This window comes from Nocardia sputi, from assembly GCF_023501985.1.
Genome location: NZ_JAMFLC010000027.1, coordinates 23,155 through 40,979 on the forward strand (window position 1 = coordinate 23,155; position 17,825 = coordinate 40,979).

17 protein-coding genes are annotated in these 17,825 nt (G+C 67.8%); 15 read left to right on the forward strand and 2 right to left on the reverse strand.

The genetic code is table 11. The features are described 5' to 3' along the window. The first annotated feature begins 83 nt into the window (after positions 1-83). From M8859_RS30260 to M8859_RS30330, 15 genes are all read left to right on the forward strand, one after another. Positions 84-1,052 (forward strand): hypothetical protein, encoded by a 969-nt coding sequence (locus M8859_RS30260; protein WP_249645230.1) that lies wholly within the window; start codon positions 84-86, stop codon positions 1,050-1,052. Beyond that, the gene (locus M8859_RS30265; RefSeq protein WP_249645231.1) at positions 1,049-1,594 is read left to right on the forward strand and encodes a hypothetical protein; all 546 of its coding nucleotides are present in this window, start codon (positions 1,049-1,051) and stop codon (positions 1,592-1,594) included. Before M8859_RS30260 ends, M8859_RS30265 begins: the two co-directional genes overlap by 4 nt. After that, complete coding sequence (locus tag M8859_RS30270) at positions 1,591-2,673, forward strand: hypothetical protein (RefSeq protein WP_249645232.1); 1,083 nt, start codon at positions 1,591-1,593, stop codon at positions 2,671-2,673. Before M8859_RS30265 ends, M8859_RS30270 begins: the two co-directional genes overlap by 4 nt. Positions 2,674-2,721: 48 nt before the next feature. After that, the gene (locus M8859_RS30275; protein WP_249645233.1) at positions 2,722-3,627 is read left to right on the forward strand and encodes a hypothetical protein; all 906 of its coding nucleotides are present in this window, start codon (positions 2,722-2,724) and stop codon (positions 3,625-3,627) included. A 57-nt stretch (positions 3,628-3,684) separates the two neighbouring features. Next, on the forward strand, positions 3,685-4,623 hold the full coding sequence (locus M8859_RS30280; RefSeq protein WP_249645234.1) for a hypothetical protein: 939 nt from the start codon (positions 3,685-3,687) through the stop codon (positions 4,621-4,623). A 13-nt stretch (positions 4,624-4,636) separates the two neighbouring features. Continuing rightward, entirely contained in the window at positions 4,637-5,614 is a 978-nt protein-coding gene (locus M8859_RS30285) for a hypothetical protein (RefSeq protein ID WP_249645235.1), read from the forward strand. Between the two features lie 295 nt (positions 5,615-5,909). Further along, complete coding sequence (locus tag M8859_RS30290; RefSeq protein ID WP_249645236.1) at positions 5,910-6,953, forward strand: hypothetical protein; 1,044 nt, start codon at positions 5,910-5,912, stop codon at positions 6,951-6,953. Positions 6,954-7,000: 47 nt separating this feature from the next. After that, positions 7,001-8,878: a type IV secretory system conjugative DNA transfer family protein gene (locus M8859_RS30295; protein ID WP_249645237.1), complete on the forward strand. Its 1,878-nt coding sequence runs from the start codon at positions 7,001-7,003 to the stop codon at positions 8,876-8,878. Then, positions 8,875-9,774 (forward strand): DUF4913 domain-containing protein, encoded by a 900-nt coding sequence (locus tag M8859_RS37365; protein WP_249645238.1) that lies wholly within the window; start codon positions 8,875-8,877, stop codon positions 9,772-9,774. The genes M8859_RS30295 and M8859_RS37365 overlap by 4 nt, the downstream gene beginning before the upstream one ends. Then, on the forward strand, positions 9,771-10,715 hold the full coding sequence (locus M8859_RS30305) for a hypothetical protein (RefSeq protein ID WP_249645239.1): 945 nt from the start codon (positions 9,771-9,773) through the stop codon (positions 10,713-10,715). The genes M8859_RS37365 and M8859_RS30305 overlap by 4 nt, the downstream gene beginning before the upstream one ends. A gap of 343 nt (positions 10,716-11,058) precedes the next feature. Continuing rightward, on the forward strand, positions 11,059-11,589 hold the full coding sequence (locus M8859_RS30310) for a hypothetical protein (RefSeq protein WP_249645240.1): 531 nt from the start codon (positions 11,059-11,061) through the stop codon (positions 11,587-11,589). 250 nt (positions 11,590-11,839) lie between these two features. Beyond that, a complete protein-coding gene (locus M8859_RS30315; protein ID WP_249645241.1) occupies positions 11,840-12,703 on the forward strand; it encodes an MBL fold metallo-hydrolase in 864 nt (287 codons plus the stop codon). 68 nt (positions 12,704-12,771) lie between these two features. Next, positions 12,772-13,437 carry a GNAT family N-acetyltransferase gene (locus tag M8859_RS37370; protein ID WP_249645242.1) on the forward strand — a complete coding sequence of 222 codons (666 nt, stop codon included), beginning with the start codon at positions 12,772-12,774 and terminating at the stop codon, positions 13,435-13,437. Continuing rightward, complete coding sequence (locus M8859_RS30325; protein WP_249645243.1) at positions 13,434-15,011, forward strand: flavin-containing monooxygenase; 1,578 nt, start codon at positions 13,434-13,436, stop codon at positions 15,009-15,011. Before M8859_RS37370 ends, M8859_RS30325 begins: the two co-directional genes overlap by 4 nt. A 29-nt stretch (positions 15,012-15,040) precedes the next feature. Further along, positions 15,041-15,760 (forward strand): GNAT family N-acetyltransferase, encoded by a 720-nt coding sequence (locus M8859_RS30330; RefSeq protein ID WP_249645244.1) that lies wholly within the window; start codon positions 15,041-15,043, stop codon positions 15,758-15,760. A gap of 21 nt (positions 15,761-15,781) precedes the next feature. Here M8859_RS30330 and M8859_RS30335 read toward each other — a convergent pair whose 3' ends face one another. Beyond that, entirely contained in the window at positions 15,782-16,222 is a 441-nt protein-coding gene (locus M8859_RS30335; RefSeq protein ID WP_249645245.1) for a cofilin family protein, read from the reverse strand. Positions 16,223-16,498: 276 nt separating this feature from the next. Further along, positions 16,499-17,824, reverse strand: coding sequence for a hypothetical protein (locus M8859_RS30340; RefSeq protein WP_249645246.1), 1,326 nt, complete (start codon positions 17,822-17,824; stop codon positions 16,499-16,501). Position 17,825 lies beyond the last annotated feature (1 nt).

Here is a 17,825-nt window from a genome sequence, read left to right on the forward strand (position 1 = left end):
GTTTCCCGCGCAGATGAGGAGGCTTTCGTGAACCGATACATCCTTCACCTGCACACGGCTGCCCGCGGCACGGAGGTTCGGCGGTGACCGGGGCTGGGCTGCCGTGGGAGGTGTTGCCGCCGTGGAAGGTGCGGCTGCTGGAGGACATCCAGGAGCTGTCGGTGGAACGCGCGCATCTGCTGCGTCGCGGCTACCCGACCTACACCCCTAGCGGTGACGGTGAGTTTCAGATCCAGAGCTGGCGTAGCCGGTTGCGCGTCTTGGACGCGATACGCAGTGAAGCCGAAATCCACGCCCGCGCGGTCGAGGTTCCGCCCCCGTGGATCGAGGCTGCCCGGCTGCTGGGCCGCCAAGGTGTGCGCTGGGCCGACCGCGACCCGGCGCCCCCGCGCCCGCCGCGCGGAGCAGAAGCCCGCCGCGCCTGGGTCCTCAACACACTCGCCGATGATGTGTGGCAGTTGGAGCACATGGCCGTGTTGACGGCCGCGCGCCGCGCTCGGCTGGCCGCCCAGGGCATCCATTCCGAGCCCGACCCGGTCGTGGCCAGCCAATTCCAGAACAACATGACCGCGGTATGGCAACGCGCGTGCGAGCTGGCCTTGGCGGTCAACCTCGTCGACCTCGAACGCGGGCAGTTGTGGGCGAGGAGCGCGCGCGGGTGGGGTGTGTTGCTTACCGCCACGGTCCACTCCTACGACACCGACACCCTCGAGGAGCGATGGCGCACCCACGCCTGGCCGGGCATCGAGCGGGAAGCACGCTACGTCGTCGACAACATCCGCGACACCGTTGACCGCGACCGGGATCGGGTCCTGGACGCCGAGGCGTTGCCGCCACGGCCCCAGCAGTTGATCCAGCACGCGATCCATCACCTGCAGCACAGCGGCACCCCAGACGACGGCACCGAGTACACGGCCAGTACGGCACCCGACGACGCGGCGGTCATCGCTGCCCTGCCGGATGAGCTCGAGCTGAGCTGGAGCGCCGAACCGGCCAACGAACCCGACACTGCCGCTGCGCCGTCCCCACCCGATCCGGGGCGTGAGCCGTGAGAGCCCGAACGCTCACGCCGGCATTGTTCATCGGCGTTGCCGCGGTGACGGTCGCGGGGTGCGGTGCGACGGCCACGCCACAGACTGCCAGTAGCGAACCGCTGTGCCACGCGGACCGTTTCGCGACACCGTTCACCAGCGTGGATCCGTGTTCGCCCGAACAGGTCCTCACTGCGGCAGTCGCGGCGGTGTTCGATTATCGCCCGAGCGAGCAGGCAGATCAGCGGGCAGCGTTGCGGGTGGCGCGCCCGTTGCTGGATCCCGGTTTCGCCGAACGCGCCGAGCCCGCGGCACTGGTGTGGTCGCCGGTCACCGTGGCGCAGTGGCAGCAGTGGCGCGCCACCGCCACCACGATCACCACCACGGCACGGGTGACCGGTGACGATCACCCGGCCGACACCGCCACCACCGCACACCGGGTGCTGTCGGTCGAACTGCAGCCCACCGGTCAGCCACCGATCCGCTGGACCGTCTACGCCCGCGCCACCCGCACCACGGACCGGTCGGCGTGGTTGCTGTCGGGAATGGAGGTGGCGTCGTGAGCGGTGATCCAGTCGAGGAATCCAGCCAGGCGATGCGCCAAGGCTTCGTCCAAGCCTTGCAAACCGCGCACACCACCGCCGCGCTGATGCGCGGCCAGAGCGGGCACGCCCGCTCGAAAGCGGAATCCGACCAGCGGATACGCCACGCCGATGCAAAAGAGCACCGCTCGTCGGTCGAACACTGGGTGCGGGTGACCAACGCGGTAGAAGCCGCCGGGCACGCGCGAGACCTCAACAGCGCCAGAGTGGATGAAGTCCGTGCCCGTATCCAGCGCGGAGACCAACAGCACACACTCGAGCAGCGACAGAAGCAACGGCAGATCGAACGCGCCGACACCGACTTGGCGCGTCGCGAGAAGGCGGGCTCACTCGAACGCAGGCAAAGCCGTGAGCTCCACCGGGCGAAGCTCACCGCCTATGGGAATCGGGAGACTCGCGAGAACGAGCTGCACGAACTCGATGTCGAATACAAGAACATGCTGATCGACATCCGCCGCCGCGCAGCAGGTTTCAGCGACACCTTGAGCGCGCACGGCGACACCGGCGAAGCGATGTCCTCGGCCGCCGCCTTCGCTGCGGCGAAAGGCGCCGAAGGACTCTCGCACCAGCACGCCGACGAGGCCGACGCCTACGCCGAACGGTTCACCGAAGACACCGGCAGCGACCCTTCCAGCGTCATCGACGCCACCCTCGTCGACGACATCGATCCCACATTCGGCGCCGCCGCACCTGAGTCGGCGGCGTTGGCGATCGAGGCTGGCCCGTCCATCATCGACGCCACCACTGTCGAGGACATCGACTTCCCGCTGAGCACTGCACGCCGACCCTCGGCGGTGGCGATCGAGGACGTCATCGGACTGACCGAAGAACTATCGATCGCCACGCACCTGACCCACGAATTCGCTGATCTCGTCGGCGAACCGGACACCACATCCGATGAGGGGTCGGTGATCGGCGACGCGATCGATGCCGCTGGACTCACCGACGACGGCGCGACACCGGTGCTGGATTTCGGGATCGAGGCCGAACTCCCCGATGCTGCGATGCCCCGCACACCTGATCTTGGTCACGAGCTATGACCCGCCGAAGCTGCATGCAGCGACAGCGGCGGGGCGGAGGCCGGTGAGATGGACGCCCCGACTCCGTTGCAGGCGCACCTGCTCAAAGCGGTGCAGAACCTCGCCTACGACAGCCAGCAACTGCTCGAGCGCGCCCACCAGGCCGGTCACACGAGTCCGCCGCCGGAGGTGGTGGCGCAAGTACGGATCGGGCAGCGCTCCCGCCACCAGTGCGAAGCGGTCGCGCTGGCGGTCGGGGTACCGAAGTCGTGGATCGATTACGCGCGCGCCGCCGGAGAACGTGGCACCCGCTGGCAGCCCGGACAAGCCCTCCTCGGTTCCGGGCAGGTCGAGCGCAACGCCCTGGTCACCGCGCTGCGGCAGGAGATCCACGGGTTGCAGGACATGGCCGGTCTCGGCGCCGCCTACCCCCGCCGCACCGCGCTCGACGAGGACGCGGTAGCGCGGTTTCGCCGAGTGATGGGCATGACCTGGCAGCGCCTCGGCGCGGTCTCCCACGCACTGGGATTGAGCGAGGACGAACGCCACCAGGTGTGGCAGCGCGGATACGGGCACTGGGCTACGACGGTGGCCGAGCAGCTGCGCGGGCAGAGCGACCAGCAGCTTGCGAAGCGGTGGAAGCAAGTGGCGGGCGCGGACTTCACCGCGGTGGCGATGCCGATGCTGGTGTTGCAAGCCGCGGGGATCACCCCCGACGACATCGCCACCCAGATGCCGATCTCACCCGACCGCATGGTCGAACACGCTGCCGCCGCGCTCACCACCACCGACCGCGCCGCCACCGCGCTGATCGTCGTCGACCCGGGCCGCGAACCCGGGCTCGCCGCCGATATCACCGCCGCCATCGACGCCGCCGGCCTGTCCGACACCCGCAGCGCAGGCCCCAACCCGGTCGACGACGCGCTCGAGGTGGCCGGCTCGCCGCCCGAACTCACTCCCGGACCCGAGCCGTGACCCGCCTGGAATGCACCGATCGCCTGTCCACACATTGCAGAAGAAAGGCACATGCCCGTGAGTCGTCCAACACCTGATCTGGAAGGGCTGCCGAGCTGGAAGCTGCGGCTGCTCGAACGCATCCAGAACACCGCCGCCGACCACACCCGGGTCCTGCACCAGGGATATCCGAACTACCAGCCGCACTACGGTAGCGGCGAGATCCAAGTCCAGACCTGGCGCACCCATTTACGCGCCCTCGACGCCGACCGCAGCGAGATCGAAATCCACGCCGCCGCCGTCGGCCTACCGCAGACGGCGATCACCGCAGCCCGCATCGCCGGACAGCGCGGCCAACGGTGGGGCGACAGCGTGCACTCCCCACCCACGATGCGCCACGGGGAAGACCCGGTACGCGCGCACATGGTCGAAGGTATCGCCGCGGACATCTGGCAGCTCGAGCACATGGCCGCGGTCAAGGTCGAGCACCGTCTGCGCGGACTCGACGACACTCTGGCCGACGACCCCGCCGCGCGCGAGCAGTTCGACCGGAACATGGACGCCTTGTGGATCCGGGCGGCCGAAACCGCCCACGTCATCGGGTTGAGCGCCGAGGAACGCGCGCAGCTGTGGGAGCGTGACGACGCGGGCTGGCTGAAGCTGGTGTCGGTGACCGTGCGCGGCTACGACGACAATGCCCTGTCGGAACGGTGGCGCGCCTACGCCTGGCGCGGCATCGAACACGACGCCCGCCGAGCACTCGACACCCTCGCCATCAACGAGGTGACAACCCCCGAACCGGTTTCCGCGCCACCCGCCCCGCACCTGCTCATCGACCGCGCCACCAGAGCACTGTCGACCGTCACACCCGGGCAGGTGGCCGCCGAGGCCGGTATCGGTGCGGCGGTGGACGCGGCGCTGCCTGCCGACCTGACCGCGGTATGGGACAGCGAACCTGCGGGCAAACCCGACATCCGGCCACCGGAATCCGGGTCGTCGATCGAGCGTGATTGGTGAGGCGGGCACGACGATGACCACTCCTGAAGCGGAATTCTCGCCCGCGCAGACCGTGGCGCAGTGGCAGGCGCAGTTGTTGATGCGGATCCGGCGGCTGGCCGCCGAACACACCCGCATCGCAGATGCCGGGTGGGAGAAGTTCGAAGCGCTCACCAGCGACGGCGACCAGCAGGCCGCGTGGCAAGCGCATCTGGACGGACTGGAAGCTCAACGCGAGCAGGCCGAACAAACCGCGCTGACCGCAGGCATCGAACCAGCGTGGATCGCCGATGCTCGCGAACTCGGCACCGCCAGCACCCGCCCCCGGGTGGAGGCCGGGGTGCGGCAAAACCCGGTGCGCGACAACGCCGCACAGGACTTCTACATCGACATGCTCAGCCTCGATCTGTGGCATCTCGAGCGGATGGCCGCGCTCGCCGCCGCCCACGCGGACCGGATCTCCACCGGGCGGTGGAGTTACGGCACCAACCCGGCCGCCGCAGCGCAGTTCGCCCGCAACATGCAGCTGTATCACCAACGAGTCACTGCGCTGGCGCACGCCGCGCAGTTCACCGCCACCGAAGCCGACCTGTTTTGGGGTCCGGCCGCGGAAGGCTCGCGCCGCACGCACGCGGTGCACCTGGAAACCTACAACGAGCTGGATTTGGTGGCCGAATGGAACGCCTACGCAGCCCCGAGCCCCGACCTGGCGATCCCGCCCTACGTTCCCACCGACCCCGATACCGGCACCCCCACCGCTGGCACCGAGGTCACGCCACCGACACCGCAGCAGATGATCGACACCGCCGCGGCATCACTGCGCGCGCAGTTCGTCGACGCCGCCCTCAACAGCGAGCCCACCGACGCAGACCCCGGCGCCGCAGCCGCTATCAGCGCGGCCGTCGACGCCGCCGTCGCCACAGGCGAACACGCGTGGGATGCCGAGCCCGACCCCTCCCATCCCGTCGGGGGCTCCCGCGGGCCGACCGACCTGGGTATCGACCCGTACTAGCCGAGCCTGCTCGAGCCGTCACAGAGAAGGGAACACACCCGCCGACGACCGATCAACTGAACTGACGACTTCATTGCCCACGCTTTCTCGTCGACGTACTGGTCACCGGGTACTGACCGGAACGTTCGAACCCGAACCGCCAGGGGACATCCACTACCGCGCAAATGCCGTCACATGACGGAACGCGGTACACGCCCTTCCTTCACCGGAGGTCGACGATGTCCGAAACCACACTCAATCCCGCTGTTGCGCAGCAGCATCGACCGATCCCTCACGATGATCGGCGGGTGCGGCGATGAGCTGGCCCGATCCGCGATGCGGCACCACCGATCCGCGCTACTACCGCGACGCCGCCAACGACACCGAGGCCCGAATCCGGGCGGATTTCACCCACTACTACCAGCTGCGGTTGATCGCACCACACGGCGAAACCCCGGAACAACAGCAACAATTCACCGCCTGGGCTGACGAGCTGGCCGCCCACTGGGGACGCCACGAAGCACCCGAGCACCGCCGCTTGTGGGGACAACTACAGGCTGCGGTCGCCGGGTGGGAGGCGCGCCCGGAATTCACCCGCGCCGCTTACCACCGCATCACCCGCGCCCGAGCCGCCGGGGACTTCGCCGTCGAGCCGGTGGTGTGGCGGAATCTGCGCCAAGCCGCCGAAATCACCGGCCACATCGAAACCCCCACCACCGGCTCCGAACAAGACGGCGCCCGCTGGCGACCACCCGACCACTCACCAGAACGCGCGACCGAGCGCGCCAGCGTGCTGGAACGCGCGCTCGGCGGACGCGGACCGGAACTGGCCAGCCTCGCCGAAGTCGACGCGATCATCGCCGAAACCGACCGGCTGCTGGAAGCCGAGGAAACAGAAGGCGACGGCGACACCGGCCGAGACGAACGCCTCAGCCGTCAACGCATGGCATTGCGGCAACTGCAAGACGCGACCGCCGAACACACCCACCTCTCGGATGCGTGGCCGAGCGCACCTGAGCGGTATCAACAGCACCTCGCACGGCTGGAATCCCTTCTGGATGCCGCCCGCACGGCCCGCGTCGCCGCCGCGGACGCCGCAGCCTCACCGGCCGACATCGAGGCCGCCTATCACGCCGGACTGGCAGGTACCTACTCACATGATCCTGCGAACCTCGAAAACCTCGCGCTGCCGGACCCGGTGACGGGCCTCGAACACGGCGGTGGCGCGGAGATCGGCGCGGCCATCGACGCCGCGCTGCCCGACAGCCAGTTCGGCGAGTGGAGCCCCACCGACGACCTGGAGGGCCACCCGGCCGTGACCTCGCACGAGACCGCTGTGAACGCCGACCCGACGGCCTGAACACCCCTCGCTCCCCAGACATGCGCATCCCTCGGAAGGACTGAATCATGTTCTCGACTCGGGAAACTCGCCGCCGCACGAAACGCGGACTCGGCGAGGAAACCACCCTGTTGCTGCTGTTTCTCGTCGTGGTGCTGATCGCGCTGGCAGCGTGGTCTGCGCTGAGCCTGGGCAGCCGCTGGGCCGGACTGCCCGTCACCCGCCACCCCGTCGGTGCCCTGCTGGAGGTCGCTACCGGGCAGCACACCTGGCCGTGGCAAGCCACCCTCATCGCTGCCGTCTACCTGCTGGCCGGCAGCGGGCTGGCCGTGTTCGGTTGGCGGACATTCGGATCGGGCAGTGAGATCGACGCCGCCGCGCGCACCATGCAACGGCCCCGCGACATTCGGATGGCGCGGAAGCGGGACATCCTGCGCGCCAACAAGCGATTGCTGCGCGACGCGCCCCAGGAAATCAAAGCCCTCAAAGGACCACCGCTGGGCAAGACCGTCATCGGCGGGGTGGAACTATTCGTGCCCGCCGAGCTGGGGGTGACGATCGCCGCGGGCACCCGCACCGGCAAAACGATGGCGTGGGCGATCCCGGCTGTGCTCTCAGCGTGGGGCCCGTGCTTGGCGACCAGCAACAAACCGGACCTCTACCGGCACACCCTCCACGGGCGTGAACAGCGCGGCCAGATCTGGCTGTGCGACCTCCAAGGAGTCACCGGGAAAGTGGAATGCGGGTTCTGGGTCGACTTGTTGGCTCAGGTCACCAGCCTGCCCAAGGCGCGGAAGCTGGCCGGGTTCTTCGTCTCCGCCGCCTCCGGCTCCGCGTCACAAGCCGCCAACGCCAAGGTCGATTCCTACTTCGACGGCGGCGCCCAAGAACTGCTGGCACTGTATCTGTACGCTGCGGCCTGCGTGGGCGGGGATCTGCTGCATGTGGCCGAATGGCTCGGCAAAGATCAAGACCAGACCCCGGCGCTGATCCTCCGCCACTACCAACACCACCGCTCCGCCGAACGCATCCTCGAATCCCAAGCGCTCTACAGCCGCCAACGCGACGGCCTGTTCGACATGGCCCGCCGCTTCCTGAACGTCCTCACCGACGAGGGCTACGCCCGCATGGTCACACCCCAACGGCGAGTGCGAATAGCGGTCCGCGAGGCGGTCGATAAGAAGACCCGCAAAACCGAAGTCGTCATCGACCGGACCGAACAAGACCCCACCCATGACCTGCCGCAGTTCCAACCCGCGCAGTTCGTCACCAGCAGCGACACGTTGTATGCGCTGTCGATGGCCGGACCCGACGGCGCCACCCCCCTGACCTCCGCGCTGGTCGGGCAAATCCTGGAAGCCGCGCTGGACGCGGCACGAGCTCGCCCGGACGGGCGGCTGGCGGTGCCGCTGCTGGCGGTGCTGGACGAGGCCGCCAACTGCGCCCGCATCGCCGAACTGCCCGCCTACTACACCTACGCCGGCGGCTGCGGAATCGTATTGATGACGATCTTGCAAGTCCTCGAACAAGGCGAAGACCTCTGGGGCGTCAACGGATTGAAGACGATGCGCGCCCAGTCCATCGAGGTCTACGGCGGCGGCATCGCCGCAACCGACTATCTGGAGCACTGGTCGGCGATGACCGGCCCGCACGACGTCGCCGACCGCTCCCGCAGCCGCGGCGCCCAGGGCACCAACCGCACCGTGTCCTGGCGCGCTGAACCCATCCTCGACACCGCGTTGCTGGCAGCCCTGCCGAAAGACCGCGCCCTAGTCCGGCTCCCGAACCACGGACCCGTTGTGGTCCGCAAAATCTGGTGGTCGGACACCGAATACGCGCCCCTGATCCGGACATCACTCGCCCGGTTCCAGAAAGCCGCCGAGCAGAACGCGGCGTCAGCCACTGGATCCGAGGAGGATCCGGCCGATGGCGGTGAGCACCGGTGAACGCGCCGACCCCGGGGACGGCAAGTCCCGCGGCGGGGAAGAACAACGCGCCGAAGAAGCCGCAGCCGCCGTCGTATCAGCATTTCACCGACTTCGCCGAGAAGTGGTTGTGGCCGTTCATCAGCGTCCGGCTGGCCGAAGCCAACCGGGAGAACACCTACACCTGGTGCCCACGGTGGTGGGCACACCGCGCGGTCGCGGTGCGCATCGCGCACCTGCACGCCGCGTTCGAAGCCCAAAAACGCGCCCGCACCGGCAACGGCTTCAGCACCTTCGTGCTCTCCCACGTCGATGCCCACTTCAAAGTCATCCTCGACGCCGCCAACGGCCCCCTGCACCGCTGCACCCGCACCACCCACATCGCCACACCCAGCCTGCCGTTCGAGCCGGTCCCCACCCGCTATTTCACACCCTCCCAGCCCGCAAACAACGGAGACCACCAGGAGCAGAAGGGGCCGCCGCCGCTATTCGAGCACTGGAGTGAGTTCGTGCAGCAGTGGCTGCTGCCGGTGACCTCGGTGCGGATCGCGGCCAACAACCGCGAAGGCCAATACACGTGGTGTCGCCGGTGGTGGGCGCATCGCGCCGTCGCGGTCCGTTTCGCCGGGCTGCACCGGGGGTTCGAAGCCGCCCGCGTGGCGCAAGACAAATCCGCGATGAGCACCCTGTTCACCCGCCACATCGACCCGCACCTGCGCTACATCCTCGACGCCGCCAACGGACCCCTGCACCGCTGCACCCCCGACCAGCACATCGACACCCCCGGCCTCCCGGCCGAACCCGTGCCTGCCGCGTGGTTCGGGGCGCCCGGCGCGAGCACCCCGATCGAGCGGCTCGGGTTCGGTCCCGACTTCCGCGCCTTCGGTGACAGCTTCACCCCGGGGGCGGGGTCGTGAGGGCGCCAACGCGGGCGCAGGCGGCGGTGCTGAAAGCTCTGCAGAACCAAACGGTGTTCCTCAACCGGATGGTCGCCAACGCCACCGAACGCCAGCAGCAGACCGGGCAAACACCGCCGCAGTCCTGGTATGAGGACTATCAAGGCCGCGCGCTCGTGCGTGAGGCATTGATCGATGCCGCCTCCGCAGGTGGGGTGCCGCGCGTGTGGATCGAGCACGTGCGTGAACGCGGCGACCGCGGCACCCACTGGCGCGCCGACCTCTACCTGCGCACCCCCGAACCCGCCGACTGGGACCGCGTCCTCGGCGATCTGTCCGCCGATGTGCACCAGCTGCGCGAGTGGACCGCCGTGCACACCGCCAACGACCGGATCAACCCGGCCAGCGACGCCACCACCGTTGCCGAGGTCGAGGGCAACCTACATGCGCTGCGCTCCAGAACCGCAGCGGTGGCCAACCTGCTCGGCCTCACCAGCGAGGAAGGCCACGACTTGTGGGGCAACACCGAGGAGTGGGCTCACGCCGCACTCGCGTCCGTCGACGGCCTTCCCGCCGAACAGGTGATACAGCGTTGGCAGCAGATCGCCCGCACCGACACTCGCTCCTACGCGTTGCAAGCCATCGCACTGAACAACGCAGGAATCCCGACCGCCACCGCGGCGGCGTTGTGCGACCACGACGAGCTGGTGCACGCGATCACGACAGGGCTGACGCTCCCGCCGCCGCTGTTCCGGTCCGCTGACACCACCGGCGCCGACATCGACGCCGCGGTCGACGCCGCGATTCCCACCGGCGCAGCCGTCCACGACACCGAAACCGACCGCGCCACAGCGGTTTTCAGCCACGCTGTCGGCACCGAGGCATGGGTGAACGACCCCACGACGGACCCCGAGATCGGTGTGCCGGAGTTCTCCTCACCGGGCGAGGGCTACGGACAATGACCCACCCACGACCAGGCATCCGCAGCGGGGATATCCCACCCGAACACGCGGTCCTGCTGCGCCGCATCCACCAGCTGGCCGCCGACGCCACCCACCTGCGCGACACCCTCCCGGCCATCGACGCGGAGGCCACAGCGACGACAGCTTTGTTCGAGCAGATCGCCGCGACCGACCGGCAACTCAGCTTGGCGGAGATCCAAGCCCGCGATCGTGGTGTGCCGGCCGACTGGATCGGGGTTGTTCGGCGGTTCGCCGAAACCGGCCGCGCCTGGAACGACGATCACCTGCTTCCGGCGCCACGCCCGGCCCGGGACGGCGAAGCACCCCTCGCGTCGCGGACGACATGCGCCAGCTCACCGACATGGCCGCCATCGCCGTCGCCCGCGACCATCTCCTCGGTATCACCACCGCCGAGGCCGAGCCGGACCCGGCCGCCGCCCACCAGTTGCGGCGCAACATGGAAGCGCTGTGGACGCGCGCCGACCGCACCGCCACCTCGATCGGCCTGGGCGCACGGTCCCGTGCCCGAGCATTCGAGACCGCCACCAGGGACCTCGCCCAGCGAGTCGAGGGCTACCTGCACTACAACCAGGATGACCTCGACACCCACTGGCGCAGCTACACCCACACCGCTATCGCCGATGGCGTGCGGCGCTCGCTGAAGAGCCTCCGTCGCATCGACCGCGACCTCACCACCGTAGACCCGGATGCTGAGCAGCCTCCGACACCGAAAGCGCTGATCGAACAAGCCCGCCACGCCCTCGACGCCGCGATCCCTGAGGCTGCGACCGACAGCTGGGACAGCGCAATTGGCGTCGACGCAGGCGAGACCGCCTCGGTCGCGGCGTATCCGGACGCCGGGCCCGATCCGTAACCGACGCGGCAAGACCGCCGTTGCCCGCATTTGATCCCACCTGCGAGAAGCCCATGCCGTTTTCCGAATCCGCGGAGCCCGCAACAGAACACCGGGCGAGCGCACCCACACGCGAGGTCGCGCCGTGACCCGGCCGCCAAGCCGCCGCGACTTCACCCGCCCTCCAGCACACCGACCCGCCGCGCTACAGGGCCGCGCGTCTCGGCGGCGGCCACACCCACCCCGAACCCCGACATCAGGAGACCCGATCATGACTATCAGCCTCGACCACTACACCCGCCCCGCCACTCTCCATCACCACCAGTTTGGCGACCACCGCATCACCTACCTCCCCGACGGCGTCGCCCTGCTCGAACCCCGCACGTGGCTGCCGGACTCCGACGACCGCATCTGGGCCGAGCACGCGCATCTGATCAACCCCGACGGTTACCTCGTCGCCAGCGTCGGCGCATTGCTGATCGAACACGGCAACCGGGCCATGCTCATCGACGCCGGCTTCGGGCCCCTGGCCGTACCCACCCCGTATGGGCTGATGCGCGGCGGGCAACTGCTCGACAGCCTCTCCGCCGCGCGCAAAACCCTGGCCGACATCGAACTCGTCGCCATCACCCACCTACATCTCGATCACATCGGCTGGCTCTGGCAGGCCGCCCCCGACGCCGCGCGCAGCCCATTCGCCGACATCCCCGTCCTGATCGGCGACACCGAATGGCAGCACCGCCGCCTCGCCGCCGCGACCGGCGCCAGCACCGAGATGCTCGACATCTTCACCGCCCAAGTCCGCACCATCACCGACGGTGAGGAAATCTTCCCCGGCGTCCACGCCCTGGCCCTCCCAGGCCACAGCCTCGGGCACCTCGGCTACGTGATCACCTCACCCGGACATCGGCTGATCGTCTTCGGCGACGCCCTGCAAACCCCACTGCAGATCAGCCACCCCGAACTCACCGCCGCCATCGACGACGACCCCGCTCAATCCGTCATCACCAGCCGCGCCGCCATCGCCCAGCTCACCACCCCCGGCACTCTCGGGTTCGGCCTGCACTTCGCCGACGCCCAACTCGGCCGGGCCACCACCTCCCACGACGGTCAGCGGATATGGCAGCCCGAATAGCCCACGCCCCTCCGAAGGCCGTGTGTGCCAACGTCCCGCCTTCACCAACCCTCGATCGGAGATACCCCGTGCAACCCTCCACTAATGCCACCCCCGCCCGCACCACCGTGCAGGTCCGCCCCGCCAGTTCCCGCGCCGAACTGCGCGAATTCACCCAATGGCATCACCTCGCCGGTGTGCCGCAGTCACGCCCGGCCGGACGCAACCTCGTCGAGGTCGCCGACGCGGGCCTCCTCTCCACCGGCCTCACCCACAGCTACGCCGCGGAGAAGCTGAACAACCCCAGCGTCCCCGGCGGCATTCCGACGGTGCTGGCCGCGCGCACGATGGCTCTGGTCGCCGTCGCCGATAACCGTCCCATCGGCGGCCTGGCAGCGGGACCGTCATTCTTCCCATGCGCACAACTGGCGATGCTTGGCCCCACGACCGTCCTGCAAGCAGCGCTGGCAACGATCAAGATCCACGCCCTCGCGATCAAGCCCGGCTGGCGACGTTGTGGTGTCGGTACCGCGTTGCTGCGCCACGCCCTCACCACCGCTCGCCAGGCCGGAGCGAGCTTGGTATACGGCCAGTTCAACACCGACACACCAGGATTGGCCGAGTTCTACCATCACGGCGGCATGAACGTGTCCCAACCGGATGCGCCACTGCAGATGAACGCACTGATCGATCTGCCCGCCTGCGTCGCGCCCCTGCCCGGGGAAACGCTGTTTCATCAGGTGGTGAACCAGTGAACACCACATCCGCGCAGCACTCCTCTCCTCCAGCCGTTTCCGCCGCGACGCCGATCGACGTCGAACCCGAGGAGCTGCAGGTGGCTGTCGTCGGTGCTGGTTTCGGCGGGATCGGTATGGGTGTAGCGCTGCGGCGCGCGGGCATCGACCGCTTCGCCATCTACGAGAAAGCCGACGACGTCGGCGGCGTCTGGCGCGACAACACCTACCCCGGCTGCAACTGCGACGTCCCGGCGCATCTCTACTCGTTTTCCTTCACGCCCTACCGCAACCGGCACACCCGCTACCCCGGCCAGCCGCGGATTCTCGACTACCTCCGACAGGTCGTCAGTGAACACCGGCTCACCGCGCATTTGCGGCTGGGCACCCCGATCAGCGAGGCAACTTACCTCGACGACCAGGGTCGCTGGCGACTCACGACCGCATCTGGGCAGCAGATAGTGGCCGAAGTCGTGGTTTTCGCCGTGGGGCAGCTGCACCGGCCGAATGTCCCCGCCTTCAAGGGGAAGGAGGCGTTCATCGGGCCAATGTTCCATACCGCGCGCTGGGACCACGACGTCGACTTGTCCTGCCTTGATGTCGCGGTGATCGGTACGGGATCCAGTGCTGCTCAGATCCTGCCCGCCATCGCGGCGACCGCACGACGCGTGCGTGTATTCCAGCGGACACCCCAGTGGGTGCTACCCAAGCCCGCCACGGAATTCGGGCCGCTGTCGCGTACCGTGCTGCGCCTGCCCAGCGCTCACCGGTTCTACCGGCAGGCCCTGTACCGCGGCGCCGACGCCGTGATCGCGCCGATCATGCGCCGCGGCTGGTCGGCACGCCCGGCCGAACTGCTTGCCCGCTGGCACCTGCACCGGCAGGTCCCCGATCCGGTGCTGCGCGCGAAACTCACCCCCGACTATCCGATCGGCGGCAAACGCATCATCCTCGACAATCACTACTACCCGGCACTGACCCGGCCCAACGTCGAACTCATCACCGCCCCGATCACCCGGTTCACCAGCGACGGACTCGACACCGCCGACGGCAGCCACCACCGAGCCGACGCCGTCATCTACGCCACCGGATTCCGAGCACCTGAATTCCTCGTACCGGTCACCGTCCGCGGCCGGAACGGCTTGATGCTGCACGAACACTGGTCCTCGGGCGCCTCGGCATTCCTCGGAGTGGCGGTGCCAGGGTTCCCGAACGCGTTCCTCATCGCCGGACCGAACACCTTCAACCCGGCAGGTAGCAACCCGGTGATGAAGGAACGCCAGATCGACTACATCATCCGTAGTTTGCGCTGGCGCGAACAGATCGGCGCCGAAGCGATCGAAGTCGACGCGACCACGATGCAGCGCTATCAGCGATGGCTCGACCACGTCATAGACCACACCGTGTGGCCGCTCGCCGGGCGGAGTTGGTACAAGCACCCCAGCGGACAGGTCACCAACCCCTGGCCGGCCTCAGCGCGGGCATTCGAGCAGTTCACGCGCCGCGCACCGGAAGACGCCTTCACCACCGTCCCGATCGAGGCGTGCCGCGAACGCCGAAGCGCGCATTCGGTCTCCACTCGAGCAGCGTCCTGAACACCCTCTAGATACAGGAGAACACAACAATGTCCATCGATCGTCACCCCGACAGCACCACCGCGCAGTCGCCCCACGCTGCCGACCGCGACAACAGCTTACGCAGCGGCTCGACTGGCCGGCTAATCGTGCGCCGTGCCGAAAGCGAGCGCGAACTATGGAGATTCGAGCAATGGTCGGCGATGGCAGGTCACGCCGACCCGCGGATGCTGGTCGATCTCTTGATCGGTTTCCATCGGACCGCAATCCTCGGATCGGTGCTGACCAGCCCAGCCACCGAACCGATACAGCAGCTGCTCAAGAGCAAGGGCGGTGTCCCGGCGGCGGTAGCTGCCCGCACCGCGGTGCTCGTGGCCGTTCTCGACGGCCACATCGTGGGCGGGATCATCGCCGGGCCGTCCTGGGCGGTCCTGACCCAGGTGTTGTCGGCCGACCGTGACAAGGTGATGGCGGCGCTGCTGAAAACCTCGGAACTACAGATTGTGGGAGTCGACGACGAGCATCGCGAACGAGGGGTCGGAAAGACGCTCGTGGACAACGCGATCGACGTCGCACGAGCCGCGAAGGCTCGCATCTTCTACGGGCGATTCGACACCGAGCGACGGCATTTGACTTCCTTCTACCGATCGTGCGGACTGACCGTCCAGCATCCGGGCATCGGGCTGGACTTCACCGACCTCGCCGATATTCCGCTCTACCTGCCCGCGACAACGGAAGAAAGGTCCTTCTTCACCACACTCCACAGGTGACCGACTCTGCCCGCGCGCAGGTCAGCTCTCGATTTGCCGGTTAACCTGGTCCAGCACTGCCTCGTAGGCCAGATCGTCATAATATCTGGCCTCTATCTTCGCGACTGTCTTTGCGACGTGCTGGAAACCATTGTGGAGCACCTCGCATAGAGAGTCGAAGAGGTCAGCTTGATGGAAGTGGTACCGTACCGCGGTCTCCGCCGGTGCGTCCTCAGGTAGCCACGAGACAAAGCAGTACTTGGCGCGGCTCCACCCATCGACGGGTTCGTCAAAGAACGCCAACAAGGCATAGCGGCAATCAGATTTCGGAAGCTGCCCGAGGAACGCGTCAAATTTCCCGCTGACAGTCCAGGAGTCGGGTACATCCTTGTGTTTCGGGAGTTTGAGGATCACATACTCGCTAGATTGGGCATAGAACAACTCTTGCGCCGCTTGCGCCCAGATAATACTGTATTTGTCCATATATTGACTCTCATCCTATGGCGAGGTCCTATTAGTTCTCGCTTGAGTCTACGGATGTTGCTTTGCCGCAACCGTATTCGGCTGATCTGGCACCCGAGCGGCCATGCCGCTCACGCCATGCGGTGTAGCCATTTCCGTCCATATGAGACGCCCTCTCAGTGGGGTTTTTCCTGGATACTGCTATAGCGGCTGGGCATCACCCCACAGGACAGGCCGCCGATCGGTCGTTGAGCGCTGCGCGGGAGGTGGGCCGCGCGGTTCGCCTGTGATGATCGTTCAGTCTGCGGCGGGGGTTCCGAGAAGTTCACCGGCGGAGGCTTCGGCGAGGTAGCGTCCGCGGGCGGTCGGTGAGCTCAATGCCAGCGCACCGGCGATCCAGGCGCGGTCGCCGCGGACGGGAGCATGTTCATCGAGGGGTCTGGCCAGTGGCCGGGTCGCGGTGGCGGCGGGGTCGCTGTCGTAGGGGTACGAGCCCCAGGCTGCGGCTTCGCCGGGCGAGGGATGGCACCAGAACGAGTCCATGAGCTGGTGGATGAGTGGGCGCAGATCCTGGCTCGGCAGGTCGGTCAGCTGCTCGGTGAAGGCGTGGAGGGTCGAGCGGTAGGTGTGCAGGCCCCACGCCTCGGCGGCGGGATTTCCTGACGTTTGCAGGACTGGTTGTACATGCCCTGCGGAGGTTTCTCGGTAGCCGAGGACGATTCCATGGTCGCCCATGCAGAACGTTTCTATGAGGAAGGGGGCGTCGGGTACCCGCCATTGGAGGCCGTCGCCGGTGGCGGTGTTGTACATATACGCCGCGACCCGGTCGAAGCCGGCCTGGTCGACTTCGCGCGGCTCGTACCCCCACAGCAGCACGTGCGGCCGCTGCGGTCCGGTGATGCCGCAGGCGCGCGCCAGGGAGTTGATCATACGGCCGGTCCATCCGGCGTCGACCAACCCGGTCTCACGGTCGAGGAGAAGATGCTCGGCGGCGTAATCCACCAGCATGCGGCGAGTTTCGTTGATGTGGTCCCCGACAGCGTCCGCGATCTGAGGTGTGCGCAGGAACCGTCGCATCGCTTCGGCTTGCCGAGGCTGGTCGGCGCGAGCATCGGGGTCCAGGGATACTCCTGCAGTCGCCAGCAGCGTCCTGTAGGGGTCGAGTGTAAGACCCAATCGCGCGCACAGGTCGTGGGCGTTGGATTTCATGAAGCTGTTGAACAGCCAAGCTTCCTCATCGAGCCGGGTGGGGTCGCTGGCGGCCAGGCTCCAGGTCAGGCGGCTGCTGTAGACGTACTCGATGTCGATATCGACGCCCACGACAGGAGCGAGGCGCCTGGTGAGTTCGTAGAAGATCTGCCCGTCCCGGGACAGGAAACGCAGCCGCGCCAGACCTCGTCGCTCGGCTTCGCGCAGCATCCACACCACAGCGCCGACCAGCGCTGGTGCGGCGACACCGGCGGCGACATCGCGGATGACCCGCTCATGTTCGCTGGACACCGGAACAAGCGAGCGCGCCGCCTGACTGGCGTCGCAGAGCACGGCAGCCGCGTCCCCGATGTGCCGGGAGTGCTCGCGCATGATCTGCTCGTAGCGGGTCGGGTCGGCGACGGGTTCGGGCATT

Coding starts and splice junctions, on each gene's coding strand:
- M8859_RS30315 (WP_249645241.1), top strand. CDS start 11,840: ATGACTATCAGCCTCGACCACTACACCCGCCCCGCCACTCTCCATCAC.
- M8859_RS30275 (WP_249645233.1), top strand. CDS start 2,722: ATGGACGCCCCGACTCCGTTGCAGGCGCACCTGCTCAAAGCGGTGCAG.
- M8859_RS30310 (WP_249645240.1), top strand. CDS start 11,059: ATGCGCCAGCTCACCGACATGGCCGCCATCGCCGTCGCCCGCGACCAT.
- M8859_RS30335 (WP_249645245.1), bottom strand. CDS start 16,222: ATGGACAAATACAGTATTATCTGGGCGCAAGCGGCGCAAGAGTTGTTC.
- M8859_RS30330 (WP_249645244.1), top strand. CDS start 15,041: ATGTCCATCGATCGTCACCCCGACAGCACCACCGCGCAGTCGCCCCAC.
- M8859_RS30290 (WP_249645236.1), top strand. CDS start 5,910: ATGAGCTGGCCCGATCCGCGATGCGGCACCACCGATCCGCGCTACTAC.
- M8859_RS30295 (WP_249645237.1), top strand. CDS start 7,001: ATGTTCTCGACTCGGGAAACTCGCCGCCGCACGAAACGCGGACTCGGC.
- M8859_RS30340 (WP_249645246.1), bottom strand. CDS start 17,824: ATGCCCGAACCCGTCGCCGACCCGACCCGCTACGAGCAGATCATGCGC.
- M8859_RS30285 (WP_249645235.1), top strand. CDS start 4,637: ATGACCACTCCTGAAGCGGAATTCTCGCCCGCGCAGACCGTGGCGCAG.